Annotated in this window: 18 protein-coding genes and 1 pseudogene; 10 read left to right on the top strand and 9 right to left on the bottom strand. The window is 71.5% G+C overall.

The annotated features are described in order from the left end of the window. Nucleotides 1–2: 2 nt before the first annotated feature. The gene (locus V6U82_RS06150) at nucleotides 3–635 is read left to right on the top strand and encodes a 2'-5' RNA ligase family protein (protein ID WP_334459765.1); all 633 of its coding nucleotides are present in this window, start codon (nucleotides 3–5) and stop codon (nucleotides 633–635) included. A 642-nt stretch (nucleotides 636–1277) separates the two neighbouring features. Here the strand turns inward: V6U82_RS06150 and V6U82_RS06155 are convergent. The 3 genes from V6U82_RS06155 to V6U82_RS06165 form a co-directional block, all read right to left on the bottom strand. Continuing rightward, nucleotides 1278–1601, bottom strand: coding sequence for a hypothetical protein (locus V6U82_RS06155; protein WP_334459766.1), 324 nt, complete (start codon nucleotides 1599–1601; stop codon nucleotides 1278–1280). A 98-nt stretch (nucleotides 1602–1699) separates the two neighbouring features. Further along, nucleotides 1700–2497 carry a S1 family peptidase gene (locus V6U82_RS06160; RefSeq protein WP_334459767.1) on the bottom strand — a complete coding sequence of 266 codons (798 nt, stop codon included), beginning with the start codon at nucleotides 2495–2497 and terminating at the stop codon, nucleotides 1700–1702. Between the two features lie 167 nt (nucleotides 2498–2664). After that, nucleotides 2665–3828: a peptidoglycan DD-metalloendopeptidase family protein gene (locus V6U82_RS06165; RefSeq protein WP_128137563.1), complete on the bottom strand. Its 1164-nt coding sequence runs from the start codon at nucleotides 3826–3828 to the stop codon at nucleotides 2665–2667. Nucleotides 3829–3996: 168 nt separating this feature from the next. Here V6U82_RS06165 and V6U82_RS06170 point away from each other — a divergent pair, with 168 nt between their 5' ends. Continuing rightward, nucleotides 3997–4473, top strand: coding sequence for a TspO/MBR family protein (locus V6U82_RS06170; RefSeq protein WP_128137562.1), 477 nt, complete (start codon nucleotides 3997–3999; stop codon nucleotides 4471–4473). A 14-nt stretch (nucleotides 4474–4487) separates the two neighbouring features. Here V6U82_RS06170 and V6U82_RS06175 read toward each other — a convergent pair whose 3' ends face one another. After that, complete coding sequence (locus V6U82_RS06175) at nucleotides 4488–5366, bottom strand: helix-turn-helix transcriptional regulator (protein WP_334459769.1); 879 nt, start codon at nucleotides 5364–5366, stop codon at nucleotides 4488–4490. A gap of 132 nt (nucleotides 5367–5498) precedes the next feature. On the opposite strand from V6U82_RS06175, the gene V6U82_RS06180 reads away from it, so the two are divergent. From V6U82_RS06180 to V6U82_RS06190, 3 genes are all read left to right on the top strand, one after another. Then, nucleotides 5499–6404, top strand: coding sequence for an oxidoreductase (locus tag V6U82_RS06180; RefSeq protein ID WP_128137560.1), 906 nt, complete (start codon nucleotides 5499–5501; stop codon nucleotides 6402–6404). An 87-nt stretch (nucleotides 6405–6491) separates the two neighbouring features. After that, complete coding sequence (locus V6U82_RS06185) at nucleotides 6492–7559, top strand: DUF2855 family protein (RefSeq protein ID WP_334459770.1); 1068 nt, start codon at nucleotides 6492–6494, stop codon at nucleotides 7557–7559. Between the two features lie 117 nt (nucleotides 7560–7676). Continuing rightward, nucleotides 7677–7895, top strand: a complete 219-nt coding sequence (locus V6U82_RS06190; RefSeq protein WP_334459771.1) for a hypothetical protein — start codon at nucleotides 7677–7679, stop codon at nucleotides 7893–7895. An 8-nt stretch (nucleotides 7896–7903) separates the two neighbouring features. Here V6U82_RS06190 and V6U82_RS06195 read toward each other — a convergent pair whose 3' ends face one another. Next, nucleotides 7904–9196, bottom strand: coding sequence for a GAF domain-containing protein (locus V6U82_RS06195; protein WP_334459772.1), 1293 nt, complete (start codon nucleotides 9194–9196; stop codon nucleotides 7904–7906). A gap of 182 nt (nucleotides 9197–9378) precedes the next feature. Between V6U82_RS06195 and V6U82_RS06200 the strand changes: the two genes are divergently transcribed. From V6U82_RS06200 to V6U82_RS06210, 3 genes are all read left to right on the top strand, one after another. Next, nucleotides 9379–10764: a glycoside hydrolase family 6 protein gene (locus V6U82_RS06200; RefSeq protein ID WP_334459774.1), complete on the top strand. Its 1386-nt coding sequence runs from the start codon at nucleotides 9379–9381 to the stop codon at nucleotides 10762–10764. Nucleotides 10765–11084: 320 nt separating this feature from the next. Beyond that, a complete protein-coding gene (locus tag V6U82_RS06205; protein ID WP_334459777.1) occupies nucleotides 11085–12131 on the top strand; it encodes a sporulation protein in 1047 nt (348 codons plus the stop codon). Nucleotides 12132–12490: 359 nt separating this feature from the next. Next, entirely contained in the window at nucleotides 12491–13438 is a 948-nt protein-coding gene (locus tag V6U82_RS06210) for a cation diffusion facilitator family transporter (protein WP_334460306.1), read from the top strand. Nucleotides 13439–13911: 473 nt separating this feature from the next. Here the strand turns inward: V6U82_RS06210 and V6U82_RS06215 are convergent. The 4 genes and pseudogenes from V6U82_RS06215 to V6U82_RS06230 form a co-directional block, all read right to left on the bottom strand. Beyond that, nucleotides 13912–14145: pseudogene (locus tag V6U82_RS06215) on the bottom strand (MerR family transcriptional regulator); the annotation flags it as partial. 300 nt (nucleotides 14146–14445) lie between these two features. Then, complete coding sequence (locus V6U82_RS06220; protein ID WP_047891456.1) at nucleotides 14446–15093, bottom strand: nucleotidyl transferase AbiEii/AbiGii toxin family protein; 648 nt, start codon at nucleotides 15091–15093, stop codon at nucleotides 14446–14448. 2 nt (nucleotides 15094–15095) lie between these two features. Then, nucleotides 15096–15662 carry a hypothetical protein gene (locus V6U82_RS06225; RefSeq protein WP_091044878.1) on the bottom strand — a complete coding sequence of 189 codons (567 nt, stop codon included), beginning with the start codon at nucleotides 15660–15662 and terminating at the stop codon, nucleotides 15096–15098. Nucleotides 15663–15756: 94 nt separating this feature from the next. Then, nucleotides 15757–18105 carry a TOTE conflict system archaeo-eukaryotic primase domain-containing protein gene (locus V6U82_RS06230; protein ID WP_334459780.1) on the bottom strand — a complete coding sequence of 783 codons (2349 nt, stop codon included), beginning with the start codon at nucleotides 18103–18105 and terminating at the stop codon, nucleotides 15757–15759. Nucleotides 18106–18166: 61 nt separating this feature from the next. Here V6U82_RS06230 and V6U82_RS06235 point away from each other — a divergent pair, with 61 nt between their 5' ends. Together V6U82_RS06235 and V6U82_RS06240 are read left to right on the top strand one after the other, a co-directional pair. Then, the gene (locus V6U82_RS06235; RefSeq protein ID WP_334459781.1) at nucleotides 18167–18478 is read left to right on the top strand and encodes a hypothetical protein; all 312 of its coding nucleotides are present in this window, start codon (nucleotides 18167–18169) and stop codon (nucleotides 18476–18478) included. A gap of 6 nt (nucleotides 18479–18484) precedes the next feature. Beyond that, nucleotides 18485–19636, top strand: a complete 1152-nt coding sequence (locus V6U82_RS06240; RefSeq protein WP_334459782.1) for a hypothetical protein — start codon at nucleotides 18485–18487, stop codon at nucleotides 19634–19636. Nucleotides 19637–19674 lie beyond the last annotated feature (38 nt).

Raw genomic sequence — 19674 nt, forward strand, 5'->3', positions numbered from 1 at the left:
CCATGGCAGTCCCGCACGCCACCGATATCCGTAACCACTGGTACTGGCGACCGGGGTGGGGCATCGGCTCCCGCTTCTACACCTGGCACATCACCTTCGACGGGCAGCCCGAGGTCGAGAAGCTCGCTGACCAGTACCGGTCCCTACTGTCTTCGCAGCCCAGCCTCGACGTCATTCCGAACCGATGGCTTCACCTCACCATGCAGGGCATCGGCTTCGTCCAAGACGTCGCCACCGACGACGTCGACGCCATCGTGGCCGCCGCCACCGACCGGTGCTCGCGCCTGTCACCCTTCAAGCTCACCATCGGCACCCCTCATGTCGATCCCGAGTCCATCCAGATCGCCGTCGACCCGATCGAGCCGGTGCGGCAACTCCGCGCCGCCATCCGTGCCGCCATCGCCGACGTCTGGGGGCAGGACCGCGTACCCGAGGCCGCCGAGCCCTACAACCCTCACCTCAGCCTGGCCTACACCAACACCGACGGTCCCGCAGCGCCGCTCATCGAGGCCCTCTCCGCCTCCCCGAAGATCAGCGCTGACGCTCTGATCACCTCGTGCCAGCTCATCGTCCTCAACCGGGACGAGGGCATGTACGTGTGGGAGCCGTACGCCACGGTAGAACTCGGTTCCTGAATCCTGTTCTACGCCCGCCATGTCACCGGCGTGGTGGTGATCGTCAAGCCCATGCTTCCTCGCTCCGCACCTCGTCGCGGGCGACAGAGGTCGCCGCCGCAATGGCTGCTCACTCGGCGGGTTCGGGTGGAGGAGGCTGCGCCCGCCCCGAGGCGGGGCGGGCGCGGGTCAGGCGGCGCGTGGCGGTGCGGGTTGGTGTAGGCGGAGCAGGCGGGCGAGGGTGGCGGCTTGGTCAACGGTCGGGAGGCCGGCTTCAGCGGCCAAGGCTTGGATCTCGGTCTCGGTGGCGGGGTCGGTCAGGTAACGGGCCATCGACAGCGTCCCCGGCAGGAGCGGAGCATCCGCCCCCTCGGGGTGTGCGGTCGGGGCCTCGCCGCCGGTTGTCCGCGTGGGCGTGGTCGGCGACGACGGGTGTGGTGTGTTCGCGCGTGATTGCTGGTCACGGCGTGTGGCCATGTCCCTCCCAGGACGGCTCGTGGCGTGAGGTCGACGTGTGGGGCCATGGGCATCTCCTTCTCGGTTGGTGGGAACTTGCTGAAGTTCGATCGCCAGGTTTCGCCGGCCGGAGTCGACGGCGGTTCGGCGTCGGTGAGGGCCGCGGACTGTAACTCCGGTGGCCATGCAAGTGAAGACGTGCGCCACTCACAGCAACTCACGGAGCCGAGTCGCTGGCGTAAGTAGCGGTCGAGGTCTGTCTGTCGCCGAGCGGCGCCGCTGACAGCGGTTGACAGCTCGTGAGCCCTGCTGCCCGCGCCAGAGACCGGCGAGGACGGCGATCACCAGGGACACCACGACCAGCCAGGTCCAACCGCCCTCGGCCTCCAGGTAGGCCCAGCCCGAGTACGACCACTGGTGGCGGCGGCTGGCGCGGAACCACGGGATCAGGTAGCCGAGCAGCGCGGTGGCGCTGCCGACCGTGAGCAGCACGTCGGGGGCCGGGCGGTACCAGCGAGGGGAGTCGTCCATGCGTCCGGAAGGTAGCAGTCACCGTCACCGGCGGATCCGCGTGGACGTGGCGGTGGCCCGGCCGCAACGCCGCGACCGGGCCACCGCGCCGTGCGCGGTCAGCCGCCGAGGCTCGTGGCGGCGGACTGGATCGCCGAGGCGAACGTGCTGACCTGGGTGTAGACGCCGGGGTAGTTGGGGCGGGCGCAGCCGTTGCCCCAGCTCACGATGCCCACCTGGATCCAGGCGTTGGCGGCGTCCCGGCGGAACATCGGGCCACCCGAGTCGCCCTGGCAGGTGTCCACACCGCCGCTGGCGTAACCGGCGCAGATCTCCTCGCTCGGAATGACGTCGCCGCCGTAGTAGCGGTTGCAGGTGGTGTCGTCGACGAACGGCACGGTGGCCTTGAGCAGGTAGCGCTGCTGTGCGCCGCCCTCTCGTGCGGCGCCCCAGCCCGCCACCGTGAAGGTGCCGTTGTCGTACGCCGTGGTAGTGGCGATCTTGAGCGTGGCGAGCGAGGTGACCGGGGTGGCGAGCCGGATCAGCGCCCAGTCGTCGCCGTTGCCGTTGTAGCCGGGGGCCCGGTAGACGTAGTTGGAGCGGACCTGGATCCGGCTGGAGGACTGGAGGTCCACCACGCCCAGCGTGGCCGTGATGCTGGTGTTGGTGCCGGTGCGGCCGACGCAGTGCGCGGCGGTGAGGACGAGTCGCGGGCTGTAGAGCGCTCCGCCGCAGCCCATCGAGAGCCGGACCATGAACGGGAACTCGCCCTGCGCGGCCCGGGTGCCGCCGACGACGTACGGCGTCATGTCGCCGGCCGGCGCCGCCGCGGCCGGCGCGGTCACGGCGACCGCTCCCGCGGTGACCACTGCCAACACGGCCGCCATCCGGCCGACACATCTACGCCAACGGACCATGGTCCCCTCCAGACATCGACTGTGTGCCGCCCGCCGGGGCCGCACGCGGTGGCAGGGAGCCTATGGGCAGACATCGACGCACGGCAATGGATCTGTGCATCCCGTCTGCGTCATACGCCGCGCGTGCCGGTGCCGTGTCCGGGCACCGGCACGCGCGGACCGCACGGTCAGCACCAGCCGTTGATCGGCCCGTTCACCCCGGTGGACAGGTAGGCGTCGGACACCCAGCTGCCGTCGCTGAGCCGGTCCCACAGCGCGGTGGTGCCGTACCGGCCGGTGTGCGAGGTGCCGTTGGCGGAGCAGGAGACGGTGACGGTGGCGCCGTCGGCGAGCGAACCGACCGCGCCGTACCCCGTGCCGGGACCGGAGCGCCGGGTCAGCGTGCCGCCGCCGTTGGCGTCCACGACTCCCTGGTTGAAGCCGAGCGCGCCGTAGTTGTAGACGCCGCCACCCCCGCCGACGTAGGCGGACCCGTGCCGGGCGCCGCCCTGGTACGCGGCCGCGCCGCTGACGAAGTCCCACTTGCCGATGCCGTGCCCGGCGATCGGCACGTACGCCGAGTTCTGCCGCAGCCCGAAGTGCACGTGCCGACCGGTGGCGGAGCCGCCGCAGGTGACGTCGGTGCCGGTGTAGCCGAGGTACGCGCCCTGCGCGACGGCGGCGCCGTTCACCGAGATGCTGCTCCACAGGTGGTAGTAGTCGGTCGAGTAGCCCCGGTCGTGGATGACCCGGATCCATCCCGTGCACATCGTGTACGCCGTACCGGCCCGCGCGGCGCGGACCACCTGGTCGCCACCGGCGAGGTCGACCGAACTCCACGGCGCGGCGGCCCCGCCCCAGCCGTGCGGCCCGGAGGTGAGCGTCCACGTCTGCCCGACCGCGAACGGCAGTGCCATGCCGGTCCGGAAGTCGCTCCCGGCGTACATCGGTGCGACAGGCGTGCTGAACACGGCTTTCTCGTCCTGGTTCACCAGCGGTGACGTGGCGGCCAGGTCGCCGAACGACGCCTCGCCGTCGAAGGCGACGGTCCAGCCCCTGGCGTCGGCCCTCGCGAGGAAGACCGATCCGGTGGGGTGCGAGTCCGCGGACCGGTCGGCCAGCAGCACCGCGGTGCCGAAGGCCCACCGGCCGTCGGCGCGGGTGACGGTGACCCGGGTCCGCTCCGCGCCCGTCGCGCGGGCGGTGGCCGTGCCGGCCGAGCCGAGAAGCTTCGCCGTCACGGCGTCGGTGACGGGTTCCGGTGTCGTGCGAGGTGCGGCCGCGGCGGGTGCCGGCGCCACCGCCCAGGCGCCGATCGCCGCCAGGGCGCAGGAGAGCATGAGCCGTCGCATGGAGCCTCCTTATCGACATGTGTCACTGAATCGAGAGGCTATCGACGGTGATGAAAATTGTCTACGAATACCAAACCCAGAGATGAAGGATCTGTGCATCGGGACGTACCGGAAATGGATCTTCCGGCGGTGGCGGTTCATCCGCCGCCGGACGGGTAGCTGAGCGGTATGCGAGTACCGACCCTGGTCAAGACCGCTGCAGCAGTCGGCGCGACCGCCGCCGCGGGCGCCGCCGCCACCTCCACCGGCACCTCGTCGCGCTGGTACCGCCGCCTGCGCAAGCCCGCCTGGCAGCCGCCGTCGGCCGCGTTCCCCCTGGTCTGGACCCCGCTGTACGGGCTGATCGCGGTGGCCGGCGCCCGGGCGCTGGACCGCTCAGACGGGCCCGAACGCGCCGCCTTCGCCCGTGGCTACGCGCTCAACCTGGCGCTCAACGCGGGCTGGACCGCCCTGTTCTTCGGCGCCCGCAAGCCCGGCGCCGCGCTGGCCGAGATCGCCGCGCTCAACGTGTCCAACCTCGTGCTGCTGCGCCGCGCGGCACGCAGCGACCGGCCCGCCGGCGCGGCACTCGCCCCGTACGTCGCGTGGACCCTCTTCGCCACCGCCCTCAACGGCGCGATCGTCGGCCTCAACCGGGGACGGTGACCGGCGCCCGCCGATCAGACCCGGTGCCCGGTGGACGCCGGCCGGGTAGCGCGCCACGACGCCAGGAGGCGCAGCCGGTCCGCGTCCGGGCTGCCCGGCTCGGCGGTGAAGACGAGCACGACCGGGCCGGGACTGCCCGGCAGCGGATAGGTGTCCCAGTCCAGGACGATGTCCCCCAGTCCGGGCACCCGGAACGTCTTGGAGCCGCTCACCGAGGCGCGGACGTCGTGCCGTGCCCACATCCGCCGGAACTCCGCGCTGCGGATGCTCAGCTCGCCGACGACAGCGGTGGCACGGGGATGGGCCGGGTCGTCGGCGACGGCGGCGCGCAGCATGCCGATGTAGTCCAGCGCCTGCCGCTCCCAGTCCGGGCAGCTCCGTCCCCCGGTCAGCGCGTCGTCGAACAGCAGCAGGAGCATGTTGAGCCGGCCGGGCGGATGGTCCGCCGGGTCGCCGAGCAGCGCCTGCGCCATCGGATTCCAGTCGAGCAGGTCGAGATGCCGGCCGAGGACGACCGCCGGGGTGTCCATCACCCGCAGTAGCCGCCGGGTACTGTCCGGCACCCGTTCCGGCCCGCGGTCGACGCGGGCGGCCACCGGCCGCCGGGCGGCCCGGGCCAGCGTGAACAGGTGCCGGCGTTCGGTGTCGTCCAGACCGAGGGCGCCGGCGATCGCGTCCAGGACGTCGTCGGAGGGGCGCACCTCCCGGCCCTGCTCCATCCGCTGGTAGTAGTCGGTGCTCAGCCCGGCCAGCAGGGCCAGTTCCTCCCGCCGCAGGCCGGTCACCTTGCGCCGTCCGCCCGGCTCCAGGCCGACGTCGCCGGGGCGCAGCCGACCGCGCCGGGCGCGGAGGAAGGCGCCCAGCTCGCGTGCGTACGGATGCGGGGTGCTCATGCCGCCAGTCTGACGCGGCGCCGCGCGCCCAGGGTAGGTCCGGCGGACCTAGGCAACCGCGAACGACCGAGACCGGCCGGACCGCTCCTAGCGTCATCGCCGGACGCGAACCCCGCACCCGAGGAACAGCAGATGACCGGATGGACCGCCGACCGCATACCCGACCAGCGCGGCCGGGTCGCCGTCGTGACCGGCGCGAACTCGGGCCTCGGCCTGGTCACCGCCACCGAGCTGGCCCGCCACGGCGCCCACGTCGTGCTGGCCGTGCGGAACACCACCGCCGGCCGGCAGGCCGCCCGCCGCATCGGCGGCGACACCGAGGTGCGCGAGCTGGACCTGGCAAGCCTCGAATCGGTACGCGCGTTCGCCGCGAAGCTGACCGCCGACCATCCGACGATCGACCTGCTGGTCAACAACGCCGGTGTGGTGCTGCTCGGACCGCGCCGTACCTCCGCCGACGGCTTCGAGCTCCAGTTCGCCACCAACATGCTGGGCCCCTATGCGCTGACCGGCCTGCTGCTGGACGCCCTGGCCGGGGCGCGGGCGGCGCGGGTGGTGAGCCTCAGCTCCCTGACCCACCGGAACGCGCGCCTCGACTTCGGCGACCTGATGTCCGGGCGCGACTACCGGGCCTCTGCCGCGTACGGCCGCTCGAAGCTCGCCACCACCGTCTTCGGCGTCGAGCTGGACCGCCGCCTGCGCGCGGCCGGATCGCCGGTCGTCAGCGCGCTGGCGCATCCCGGTCTCACCCGCAGCAACCTCACGCCGCGCGCCTGGGAACACCGTGGCCGGCTGGGACGGGTGATCGCGCGGCTCGGTCTGCTCGCCACCCAGCCGGTCGAGCGGGGCGTCTTGCCGCAGTTGCGAGCCGCGACCGACCCGGACGTCCGCGGCGGCCAGTTCTTCGGTCCGTCCCGGTTCTTCGAGACCTGGGGCCCGGTCGCCGAGGCGCGGCTGAGCCGGCAGGCCGCCGACCCGGCCGTCGGGAAGCGCCTCTGGGCTGCGGCGGCGGAGCTGACGGGTGTCGGTTACCTCTGAACCGGCGGCACGCAACGATGCCGTCGAGTGGGATTTTGCACTCCCAGTGCACTTGTCTCCGGTTTCGCCGCTGCCTAGCGTCAGGCCATGGCTGACTCGTGGACGTTCGCTGTGGCCCGTGACGACCTCGCTCGCACCACACTCGTCGACGGCGCCGCGCCCGGCCTCGCCGACGGGGAGGCGCTGCTGCGCGTCGACCGCGTCGGCCTGACCGCCAACAACGTCACCTACGCGGTGCTCGGCGACGCGATGCGCTACTGGGAGTTCTTCCCGCCGCAGCCCCGTGGGCTCGACGGTGCATGGGGGCTCCCGCCACTGTGGGGCTTCGCCGAGGTCGTCGCGTCCACGGTGGCCGGCGTCGAGCCGGGACGCCGGGTCTACGGCTACCTGCCGCCCGCCGGCCACCTGGTGGTACGCCCGGACCGGGTGGACGCGTCCGGGTTCCGCGACGCGAGCCCGCACCGGGCCGACCTGCCCTCGCCGTACAACTCCTACCGGGCCACCGACGGCGACCCCGCCTACCGGGCGGAGCAGGAGGACCTGCTGATCCTGTTCCGGCCGCTGTTCTTCACCTCGTTCATGCTCGCCGACCAGGTCGTCGACGAGGACGGCTACGGGGCGCGGGCGCTGGTGCTGTCGTCCGCGTCGAGCAAGACGGCGTACGCCGCCGCGTTCGAGCTGCACGGCCGCGGCCCGCGCCTGATCGGGCTCACCTCGTCCGGCAACCTCGCCTTCACCCGATCGCTGGGCTGCTACGACGACGTCCTCTCCTACGACGACATCGGCGCGCTCGACGCCGTTCCGACCGTCTACCTCGACCTGTCCGGCTCACCCGCGACTCGCGCCGCCCTGCGGGCGCACCTCGGCGACCTGCTCGTCCGGGACATCGCCGTCGGCCTGACCCAGCAGACGCCCAACGCCGGCGCCGCCGGGGAGGTCTTCTTCGCGCCGGTGCGCATCCGCAAGCGGAGCCAGGACTGGGGCCGGGCCGGTCTCGACGATCGGTTCGCCGACGCCTGGCAGCGGTTCTCCCAGGTGGTGAGCGGATGGCTCGACGTGCGGGTCGGCACCGGCCCGGAGGCGCTGCGGGACGCGTGGCTCGACGTCCTCGCGGGCCGTACGCCGCCCCGCGTGGGCCACGTCGTCCAGCTCTGAGAACGTCACCGGTTCCGGCCGCGGCGCGCCAGCCCGGCCGATGCGCGCTAGGCTGACGACGCGGGGTACCGATGACTGATCGCCACCCCTTGCTTCTCCCACGGTTTCCCAGCCGCGATGACTGAGTCGAGCGCTGCCGTGCAGATTTCCTTGGAGCACCACGTGCCCGACAACACGTTCGCCCTGAACCCCTTCCGTGTGGAAGGGCTCGGGGCCACCGACGACGAGCGCAGTCCGATCGCGGACGTCAGCGCCGAATCCATGACCCGCCTGCGGAGCCCGTTCACCGCCGTGCGTCCCGCTCGCGAGTCGGCCGGCGCTCCCGCCCGGCGCTAGGAGATGGGTCAGCGGTTGACGTAGGCGGCCAGGCCGCCGAGTTCCTCGTTGGCGATGAAGACCGAACGGACGTTGATGATCGCCTCCTCGACGTGGACCGGGCAGCCCCACGCCGAGTCGCCCCACGAGTCGGCGATCTTGATCTCGGCGGGTGCCGTGCAGCCGTCGCCGCCGCCGAGCTGACACCGCTCGGGGCGGGGAGTGGCGGCCTGCGCGGCAGCCGCGGTGCGCAGCCGGGCGGTGAGTTCCGCGGCGGCGGCGGCGCGCTGTTCGGCCTCGGCGCGTAGCTCCCGCTCCGCCCGCACCACCCGGGCCAGCTCGTCGTGGGCGGCTCGCGCGCGGGCGTCCGCGGCGGCCTTCTCCTCCTCGATGCGGTGGCGTTCGATGGCCAGGGCGGCGGTGCCGGTGAAGACCCGGGCGAGGGCCAGGTCGGTGTCCCGCGGGACGCGCGGGGTGCGGTGGTACATGGCGAAGGTGCCGAGCAGGCTGCCGTCACGGGCCAGGATCGGGGTGGACCAGCAGGCGGCGAGCCCTGCCCGCTCGGCCAGGTCGCGGAAGTCGGCCCAGAACGGGTCGGTGGCGATGTCGGTGACGACGACCGGTTCCCGCCGGTGCGCGGCGGTGCCGCACGAGCCGACACCTTCCCCGGTGGCGATCCCGTCGATCGCCTCGTTGTAGAAGTCGGGCAGGCTGGGCGCGGCGCCGTGGCGCAGGTGCCGGCCGTCGGCGTCGGCGAGCAGGACGGAGACGAGGACCTCCTGCGGTGCGAGGTTCTCGATGCAGCGGGCCATCCCGTCGAGCACCTCGGCCAGGGGCGCCTGCCGGGCGATCTGCTCCAGCATCGCGCGGTGTTCGGCCATCAGCCGTTGCGCCTGCTTGACCTGCGTGGTCTCCACCCCGATCACGCGGATCCCGGTCACCGTGCCGGCGGCGTCGCGGCGTGCCTCGTACGTGAAGTCGAAGAACGCCTCCCGCGCCTGCGATCCGGTGCCCAGCATGATCCGGGCGTCGTGCCCGGTGTAGGGCTCGCCCGTGCGGTAGACCTCGTCCAACAGGGCGAGGAAGCCCTGGCCGTCCAGCTCGGGCATCAACTCGGCGAGCGGGACTCCGGTGCGTGCGCGTTCCTCGCCGATGGCGGCGAAGAACGCCGGGTTCGCCGCCTCCACCACGTGCGTCGGCCCGGTGAGCGCCGCGAAGACGGCGATGGACTGCCCGAACAGTGTCCGCAGATCCTCGTCGACGGGCCGCCCGGCGGCCGGCGAATCCACAGCGGTCGGACGCTGGCCTGGTAGCGCCGTCATGCCTGGTCTTCCTCCCACGCCGGCTCGTCGGTCGACTGGCGGGCCTTTCGCCCGGTGATCACCCCCAGATTACGGGGCAGTGGCCGGGGTTCACATCTTGGCATCGACGCCTGCCTCCGTTACCGTCGTGGGAACGCTCCCATGAACTTAGATACGTCTATGTGATCAGGAGGAAACACGACGTGGCTATCCTCTCGTCCCGCCGCAGATCAGCGGCCATCAGCGTGGCCGCCGTCGCGGGCCTCGCCGCGGCCGGCGTCGGGTTCGCCGTCGGTGGCGCATCCGCCGGCACGGTGTCCGGATCGCTCTACCGTGACCCGAGCTCGGCAGTGGTCCGCTGGGTCGCGGCCAACCCCGGCGACTCCCGCGCCGCCGTCATCCGCGACAAGATCGCCAGCCAGCCGCAGGCGCGCTGGTACGCCAACTTCAACCCGTCGACCATCCAGTCCGAGGTTTCCAGCTTCATCGGAGCCGCCAACGCGGCACAGCAGATCCCGGTGCTGTCGGTGTACGAGATCACCAACCGGGACTGCGGCGGCGCCAGCGCCGGTGGCGCGCCGGACCTCAACCAGTACCAGACCTGGGTGTCCAACTTCGCCCGGGGACTCGGCAACCAGACCGTCCTGATCATCCTGGAGACCGACTCGCTCGCGCTCCAGACCTGCCTGAGCACCGGTGAGCTGAACGCCCGCAACCAGGCGCTCACGACGGCGACGCAGACCATCAAGTCGGCGAACCCGAACGCCAAGGTGTACCTCGACGGCGGCCACTCGACCTGGAACAGCGCCAACGACACGGCCAACCGGCTCCGGGCGGCCGGCGTGCAGTACGCCGACGGCTTCTTCACCAACGTGTCGAACTTCAACCCCACCTCCAGCGAGGCGAACTTCGGCCGGGCGGTCATCTCGGCGCTCAACGGCATGGGCATCTCCGGCAAGCGCCAGGTCATCGACACCAGCCGCAACGGGGGAGCCGCCGGGGACTGGTGCGCCGACGACAACACCGACCGGCGCATCGGGCAGTACCCGACGACGAACACCGGCGACGCCAACATCGACGCGTACCTCTGGGTGAAGCCGCCGGGTGAGGCGGACGGCTGCCGCTACACGGCCGGTTCGTTCCAGCCGGACCTGGCCTTCAGCCTGGCGAACGGCGCGCCCAACCCGCCGACCACCGCCCCGCCGACGACCAACCCGCCGACGACCGCGCCGCCGACCACCGCCCCGCCGACGACCGCGCCGCCCACCACGGCGCCCCCGACCACGCCGCCGCCGACCGGTAACGGCTGCTCCGCGTCGGTCGCGATCAACCAGTGGAACGGCGGCTTCACCGCGAGCGTGAACGTCACCGCCGGCTCCGCGGCCATCAACGGCTGGACCGTGACGGTCGCGCTGCCGGGCGGCGCCGCGATCACCGGCACCTGGAACGCCCAGGCCAGCGGCACCAGCGGCACCGTCCGGTTCACGAACGTGGGCTACAACGGGCAGGTCGGTGCCGGCCAGACGACCAACTTCGGCTTCCAGGGCACCGGCACCGGCCAGGGCGCGACCGCGACCTGCGCCGCCTGACCGGACCCGGCGCCAGGGCCCGGCACGGAGGATCGTTCTCCGCGCCGGGCCCTCGTCGTCGGTGTCCCTCGGCGGGCGGCGGTGAGCTGCCGGAGCACCCCGCGATCACGTCGTCGCCACGCGGGCCGTCGCGGCGTTCCACCCCGATTCCAGAGAGTGATCCCCTGAATCCACTCAGCTACTTCTCAGGTGGCGTTGGTAGCTTCCCGGGTCGACGGCTTCCATTATGGACGCCGTTGATCTCGTTGTGGCACAAGGGTTTCACGTGAATTCCTCACGATCCTCGTGTCGCGCGTCGGCAGTCGTCGAGGGAGAGGTTCGTGGTGTTCAAGAAGATGCTGGGCGCGCTCGGGGTGGGCGGCCCGAGCGTCGATACGGTCCTGTCCAATCCGAGCACCCGTCCGGGGTTGATGCTGGGCGGGCAGGTGAACCTGACCGGCGGCAGCCACGACGTGGAGATCGACCACATCACCGTCGGGCTGGTCACCCGCGTGGAGATCGACGGCGCGGAGGAGGAGTACGACGCCCTCGTCGAGTTCCACCGTGTGCAGGTGGCGGGTGGTCTGCACCTGCGTGAGGGCCGGCAGTTGTCGCTGCCGTTCCAGGTGGCGATGCCGTGGGAGACCCCGGTGACCGACCTGTACGGGCAGCGCCTGCACGGCATGACGATGGGCCTGCGCACCGAGGTGGCGATCCGCGGCGCGATCGACAAGGGCGACCTGGACCCGGTGTACGTGCACCCGCTGCCGGTCCAGGAGCGCATCCTCGACGCGTTCGGCCGGCTCGGCTTCGGGTTCAAGGGCGCCGACCTGGAACGCGGCCACATCTCCGGGCTGCACCAGAGCCTGCCGTTCTACCAGGAGGTCGAGTACTACGCCGCCCCGCAGTACGCCCACGGCGTCAACGAGGTCGAGCTGACCTTCGTCGCCGACGAGCACGGCGTCGACGTGGTGCTGGAGTTCGACAAGCGCGGCGGCCTGTTCACCGGCGGTCACGACTCGTACGGCCGCTACCACGCGGCACACGCCGACGCCGACCGTGTGGACTGGGCCGCGCAGGTCGACACGTGGGTCCGCCAGGCCCTCGACGGCTACCGGAGCCTGCACACCGGCCACGGCTACGCCCCGCCCGCCCAGGGCTACGGCGCGCCCGGCTACCCGCCCCCCGGTTACGGGCAGCCCGCGTACGGCCACCCCGGCGGGCACCACAAGGAGGAGCACCACCACGAGCGCCACGGCGGCCCCGGCATGGGTGCGGTCGCCGCGGGCGTGGTGGGTGGCGCCGCCCTGGGCTTCGCCGGCGGCATGGTCGCCGACGAGGTCTTCGACTCCTTCGGCGACGACGAGGGCGGCGACGAGGAGGCGTGAGCCAGGTCTGGGCCGATCGGGATCTCGAAGGAGTGCGCATGCCCGTCACCGCCGACCTCACCAAGCTGGTCGGCAAGGCCTACCAGGACTAGACGCCTTCAACATCACCACCGTCGGCGACCTGGGCCGTAACCCGTACTTCCGGGCCGCCAACGCCCTGGTCGCCCTGACCGGCGCCAAGTAGCACCGCCGTCGGCGGCCCGGGAGACCTCTCCGGGCCGCCGGACGCCGGCTCCGGCCGGTGTGGTTGGTTTCGGGCGCTTCCGGGCAAGGGCTCGTCGGCGCCTGTGTCAGCGGTCCGCCGGGGCGCTGGCACACTGACCACCCACACCGTGGCGTACGACGAGGGGAAACAGCCGATGGCGGCGGAGGGCAGCACGAAGGCCGTGGTGACGGCGCTGATCGCGAACCTGGGTATCGCGGTGAGCAAGTTCGTGGCCGCCGGCATCACCGGGTCGGCGTCGATGCTCGCCGAGGGCGTGCACTCGGTCGCGGACTCCACGAACCAGGCCCTGCTGCTGGTCGGCGGCAAGCGCGCCCGCCGCGCCCCGACCGCGCTGCACCCGTTCGGCTACGCCCGCGAGCGCTACGTCTACTCGTTCATCGTGGCGATCATCCTGTTCACCCTCGGCGGCCTGTACGCCCTCTACGAGGGCTACCACAAGATCAGCGACCCGCACGAGCTGTCCTCGCCGCTGATCGCCGTCGCCGTCCTGCTGATCGCGATCGCCCTGGAGGGCTTCGCGCTGCGGACCGCGGTGAAGGAGGCGAACAAGGTACGCGGCAAGCGGAGCTGGATCTCCTTCGTCCGCCACGCCCGCGCCCCGGAACTGCCGGTGATCCTGCTGGAGGACGCGGGCGCCCTGCTCGGCCTGCTGTTCGCCCTGTCCGGCGTGGGCCTGAGCGTGCTCACCGGGAACGCGCTGTTCGACGGCATCGGCACCCTGTGCATCGGCGTCCTGCTGGTCGTCATCGCCGTCGTCCTCGCCGTCGAGACCAAGAGCCTGCTCATCGGCGAGGCCGCGCTGCCCGAAGAGGTCACCGCGATCCACACCGAGCTGGTCTCCACCCCCGGCGTCGACCGGGTCATCCACCTGCGCACCCTGCACCTCGGGCCGGAGGAACTCCTGGTCGCGGCGAAGATCGCCATCAGCACCTCCGACCGGGGAGCCGACGTCGCCGCCACCATCGACGACGCCGAGGCGCGGATCCGTCGGGCGCTGCCCATCGCCACGGCGATCTACCTCGAACCCGACATCGACCGGCAGCCCGTACCCACCGTCGGCGCGTCCGGCCCCGGCAACTGAGCGCCGCTCCTCCCGTGGCCTGACAGCAGACGGCGTCGGCCCGGACCGCGTATCCGCCGGCCAGCGCCAAGCCGTATCGATCGGCCGCCGCGAACCGGGTACGGGCGAGGCGTCAGTAGAAGGCGTCCACCGCTATGCCGCGTCGCTGGGGGTCGCGGCCAGTTCGGGGGAGGCGTCCTCCCGGCGTCGGCGGAGCTGGGGTGGCAGTTGGACGTCGGAGCGAGGCTCTTTGCGAGGCAAGCGTGTTCGGATCGCGAGGCTTCAGTACTGCGGACCGCCGAGTCGGTCGTCGTGCCCGTATCGCGGGCACACTCGGTCGGCCTCGGCCGCGAGGGCTCGATGACGGAAACCTTGCGTGCCACAAAATCGGCCGTGATCCGGTACGCCGGCACCGGTCGGATCACCGCCCGCTCCGGCACGACCTGGATGGCGGCCCGCTCGTGGCACGTACTGGCCGGCGCCGACGGCGGTGTTCAGAGTGCGGGGCCGCCGTGGTGGTGGAGTTTGTCGCGGAGGGTGTCGGCGAAGCCTTCGGCCGTGGCGAGTTGGTCGCGTAGCGCCGCGACGCGTGTGGTGGCGGCGGTGTGGAACATGTCGAGCCGGTCGAGGAACTCGGCGCGCTCGGTGCCGGTGGCGGGGTCGAGGGCGTCGAGGACGGCGAGCAGGTCGCGCATCTCGTCGAGGGTGAATCCGAGGGGTTTTCTCCGGAATTCCGGTCGGCACACCTCCCGCCGATCAGTCGACCCTGCTTGACAAGATCAATCGGAGCCGCATGGAGACTCGGCGTGTGGTCCCGGGCCGGGCGAACGGCGTAGCTCAGGGGATAGAGCATCGGTTTCCTAAGACGACGGTCTGCCGGTGTCCACAGGCCGACGACCTGCTTTCTCCTGCTGTCCCTCGTGGCGTGCCGGTCGCTTCGCGGGCTCGCTGCGATCGCTTGCCGAAGACCAGCTGGACGTTCTGGGCCCTGCGTGTGCAGGCTTACGCTGCCGGGAGTCGGGACCGAGTCACCCTTCCTCGCCGTCGAGCAGGTCGCGGCGCCACTCCGCGAATCGGCTACGGAGATCGTCCAGCGCTGGGCCGGTGATGCCGTACTGGGTGAAGTCGTCGGAGTCGAGCTGGGCGGCTTGTCCGAGGGCGTCGGCGAAGATGCGCGGGTCGAAGCCGCGGTCGGCGCGCTGCGCGAGGGTGAGGAGGGCTTCGCGGGTGTAGCGGCCTGACCGCAGGGTGGCGTCGATGTCGATGAAGTCCCGGGCGAACGCTCGCCCGTAGAGGGCGCTCATCTTGTTCGCTACCGCGTCGTCAGGGTGGAGGACGGGTCCGATCGCCATGAGGATTGGTTCGTTGGCGCGCCAGTCCACGCCGAGTTCGACCTTGGAAACCCGGGTGCCGTCGGTGACGGCCAGCCGGGCGAACGTGTCGTATTGCCGCTCGGTCTCGACGGTGAGGCCGTCGTTCCGGTAGGCGTGCACGACGGCGGTGACCGCGGCGGTGAACTCGTCGCGGCGGTCCCAAGCGGTGAACAGGTCGACGTCCTCACTGGGCCGCTCCAGCAGCCCGGCCGCCTGCACCGCGTAACCGCCGGCCAGTGCGAAGCCGTATCGATTGGCAGCCGCGAGCCCGGTACGGGCGAGGCGTTCGTGGAACGGGTCCACCGCTATGCCGCGTTGCTGCGGGTCGCGGCGAGTTCGGGGAAGGCGTCCTCCCAGCGCTGGCGAAGCTGGGGCGGCAGCCAGAGGGTGGGCCAGAGCTGCCGGAGGAGGTCGGCGTCGAGCCAGGTGTTCAGATCCTCGACGGTACTGGCTTCGGTGAGGACCACCTTGTACATGCTGGCCAGGCGTGCGGGCCGGTTGAGGTCGTACTCGGCGTGCCCGGACCAGTCGAGATGACGCGGAAGCGTCACCGTGCCCGCGGTCGGGCCATGCAGATCGGCGAGAGTCGCGGCTACCACGTAGGGCTTCCGGTCGCCGTAGGGCCGGTAGTCCGCCGGCGGCTGGGGTGACGTCCTGCGTCGGCTGAGATTGGTCGCCCGCCGGACTTCCGGTCGTAGCGCCTGGCGGATCGTCTCCCGGCTGTACCCGGTGACCCGTTGCAGATCCACCGGCCGCCAGCCGGCGGCGTGGAACGCCCGCAGCTGCTCGTCCCGCTCGGTCAGCGCGGCGGCCCGCGTCGCCTCATACCGGGAGACGACCGCCTGCAGCTCATCCTCGGAGAACCGGCCCATGGCCCGTAAGCCTACCAGGCTAGGCCCAGCGCGCTTGGCTTACGTCGTAGCTCTGTAGCCGGCGGACCAGTCATGATGATCGCGATTGATGCGCTCATGTTCTGGTGAAGCCGAGGGCCCGGTATCCGGGCATGCGGCGTGGGAGTGAGGCGGCGAGGATTGGTGTGGCCGGGTCGTGGTAGTCGTGGACCTCGGCGAGGTCCTTGCCGGGCGCGGCGCGGATAACGCGGCCGGCGCATTGGACGAGTAGGCCGTCGTAGGAGATCGGGCCGGCGAGGAAGAGGGTGTCGAGGGCGGGGGCGTCGAAGCCTTCACCGATGAACGGTGTGGTGCCGACGACAAGGAGGCCGTCGCCGGCCTTGGCGCCGTCGAGCCGGTCAACGATGGCCCGCCGTTCGCGGGTGCTCATCGCGCCTTGGAGCACAAGCGCCTGATGTCCGCGTGCGGCGAGTAGGGCGGTGAGTGCCTCGACCTGGGCGACCCGGCGGGTCAGCACGAGACAGTTGCGACGGCGGGTCAGGGCCGCGGCGACATCGTCGGCGATCTGGGTGTTGCGGGGCTCGTCGAGGGCCAGCCTTCGGTGCACCTCGGCGAGCGCGCCGGGCGCGTCCAGGTCGACGTCGCCGGGTTGGAATGTGGTCTCGTGGATGAACAGCGCTCGACGGGGTCCGGCGTCGGTGTGCATCGCGGCCGCGAGGGTGCCTTGTTCCTCGTCGGTCAGGGTGTGGCGGACGGGTCCGAGTTGCCAGGTGACGAGTTGGCCGAGGCCGTCGCGTCGGGTGGGGGTGGCGGTGAGGCCGAGCCAGAACTGCGCAGCGACTCGTTTGACCGAGTGCTCGTAGGCTGCGGCGCCGAGGTGGTGGCATTCGTCGACGATGACGTGCCCGTACCCCTGGGTCAGGGTGGCGACGTCGTCGCGCCGGGCGAGGGAGGGCAGCAGCGCGATGTCCACGGTGCCGGTGAGCTTGCGTCGGCCGCCACCGAGTTGACCGGGCTTGATGCTGAGGAACTGCTCGACGCGGGTGCGCCACTGGTCGGCTAGGGCTTTGCGGTCGACGAGAACCAGGGTGGAGGTGCTGCGTTCGGCGATCACGGCGCAGGCCATGACGGTCTTGCCGGAGCCGGGTGGAGCGACCAGGATCCCGTCGTCGTGGGCGAGCAGAGCGCCGACCGCGTTGGCTTGCCTGCTGGTGAGTTCGGCGGTGAACGCGGCGTCGATCTCGGTCCCGGAGTTTCGTACGTCCGTGACGGCCAGCCGTGACCCGGCGCGCTCGACGATCGTGGCGATGGTGTGCCGCAGGCCCCTGGGGAGGACCAGGCGGTCATCGAGGGTGAGGTCGTAGCCCTGGATGAAGCGTGGGGTGTCCCAGGTGGACTTACGTAGCCGCTGCAGCTCGTAGAACTTCGGGTTGGTCATGGCGGCGGCGTGCTTGAACGTCGCCAGCGCGGCGGGCGTGAGCTGCCTGGCGTCGATGCTCAGCCCGGCACCGGCCTCCGCGTGGACCACCGCAGGGAGCGGAGGGTGGACCTGGGTCGCGGTGGACCGGCTCATCGTCGCGACGTCCGCGCCGGTGAGGGCGTGCTTGGCCTGCCGGGCGACGTGTTCGGCGTCGCCAGGGCTGAGCCGATCCAGCGTCGACAGGAACGCCCACTGGTCGGCGTACGGCTCGAGGGTGCCGAGGTCGAGGAAGGTGGTCAGTCCGTCCTTGCGGCGGCGACCCTGAAGCGGCGCGGCGATGAGGTTGCCGAAGCCACCCTCGGGCAGCACGTCCTGGTTGGGGAACAGCCGGTCGTACGAGCGGAGGTCCATCGACCCGCGCAGCACCATCGCCTCACGGAGAAGGACGGTGCCGAGGGACCGCGCGGTGGCCGCGGGAACAGCGCCGGTGAAGAAGACCCACACGTGGGCGCCGCGGCCCGACTGGGAGATCTCCAACGCGGCGGGCACCGCGCTGGCCCGTGCCGCCTTCACGTACGCGAGGGCGTCGAGCACCGCCGTCGGCCCGTCGAAGTCGGCCACGACGAAGTGGCAGGTGTTGCCGGGCATCAGCGGATACAGGCCCATGAACACGTCGCCGACCAGATGCGCCGCGACGACCTCCGTCGTGCGGGGCAGGTAGGTGGCACCCCGCCGGTCCATACCCTTACGCCAACCGCCCGCGACCGCGGGCATCCAGCCGGCAGCGCCGGTACGGGCGTTGTCCCACCGCACGGCGTACACGTCGGCCCGGGCCCGGAACCGGTCGGCGAACAGCGCCAGCTTGTCCCGAGTCGGCGAAGCCATGGTGACCAGCCCTGGCGGCTCAACCGGAGCGGACAACTGCTCCGGCGCCGCAGTCGTGTCCTGGCCGCGCAGCTCCAGCAGACGCGCCAGCCGGGCGTTCTCCGCCCGTAACCGCTCCACCTCCCGCCGAAGATCGACGGACTCGGCCACCGAGCCCATGCCGACCATCCTCGCGTATCAGGCTCCGAACACCTCGACACCGGTCCGCTATCCTCCGCCGATGGCATCGAAGGGGACCGCCGCGTTGGAGGCGATGATCGAGGAAGCCACCGTCGACACGGACGGTCACGAGGACGAGCGTGCCGGCCTGTTCGCCATGATCGAGGAGCATCTGGCGGTGCCGTTCACCACCACCGTCCTCGGCGTCGAGGTCACCATAGGCAAGATCGAGCTGGCCGCGGACAGCATCGTCGCGGTCTGCGCCCGAGGCCGCCACCGGCAACGTGTCGGTCTTCTCGACCTTCCGCTACTCACCCCTATGCCGGACGGTGCCGCGTGGATCGATGCCTACCGGCACTGGGCCGGGAGGTAGGCCACGGTGAGCGAGTACCAGTACTACGAGTTCACCGCCGTCGACCGTCCCCTCACCGGCCGGGAGCGGGCCGAGTTGCGGTCGCTGTCGACACGGGCCGACATCACTGCCACCAGCTTCGTCAACACCTACGAGTGGGGCGACTTCAAGGGCGACCCTCGCAAGCTGATGGAACGGTACTTCGACGCGCACCTGTACCTGGCGAACTGGGGCACCCGCCAGCTCATGCTCCGGCTACCGAAACAAGTGCTCGACCCCGCCACCGTCGCCCGGTACTGCCAGGGCGACAGCGCATCCGCGTGGACTGCCGGCAAGCATGTCATCATCGACCTCCACGACGAGGACGAGGACGGCGCGGACGAGTGGGACCTCGACGGCCACGGCCTGCTCACCTCGATCATCCCGGTCCGGGCCAGCCTCGCCGCCGGCGACCTGCGCCTGCTCTACCTCGCCTGGCTGCGCTGCGTACAGTCCGAGGAGATCACCGACGACGAGCCCGAACCGCCCGTCCCCGCCGGGCTGGACACCCTCGACGCGCCGCTCACCGCCGTCGCCGAGTTCCTGCGCATCGACCCCGACCTGATCGCGGCCGCGGCGGCTGGGTCGCCGCCGGACGCCTCCGGCGAACCGACCGCCGCACAACTACGGAAGTGGGTCGTCGGGCTACACGCCCGGGACAAGGACGCCATCCTGACCGACCTAATCACCAGCGGCGAAAGCCACCTGCGCAACCGACTGCTGCGCCGCTACCGCGACGCGCATCCCGTCGACGCGTCCACGCCGACGGCCGTCCGTACTGCCGGTCAACTGCTCGCAGCCGCTGCGGACCTGCGTGCCGTGCGGGAACGACGGGATGCCGAGTTGCGCGAACACGACCGGGTCCGCCGGGAACGCTCCGCCGCAGCAGCCCGGCAACGGCACCTCGACACCCTCGCAGTCGACCAACCCACCGCCTGGCAACGGGTCAACGAACTCATCGCCACAAAGAAGCCCCGCGAGTACGACACCGCCGTACAACTCCTCGTCGACCTGCGCGACCTCGGCGAACGCGACGGAGACAGCGCATCGTTCCAACACCGGCTGGCCGAGCTGCGGGCGGCGCACGCCCGCAAGCCCAGCCTGCTCGAACGCCTCAACCTCGCAGGCCTCGACACCTGACGCCTGGTCCGCCGCCCGGTGAGCTGGCCACCATCGCC

The organism is Micromonospora sp. CPCC 205554, from assembly GCF_036902745.1.
GTDB classification, from domain to species: Bacteria; Actinomycetota; Actinomycetes; order Mycobacteriales; family Micromonosporaceae; genus Micromonospora; species Micromonospora tulbaghiae.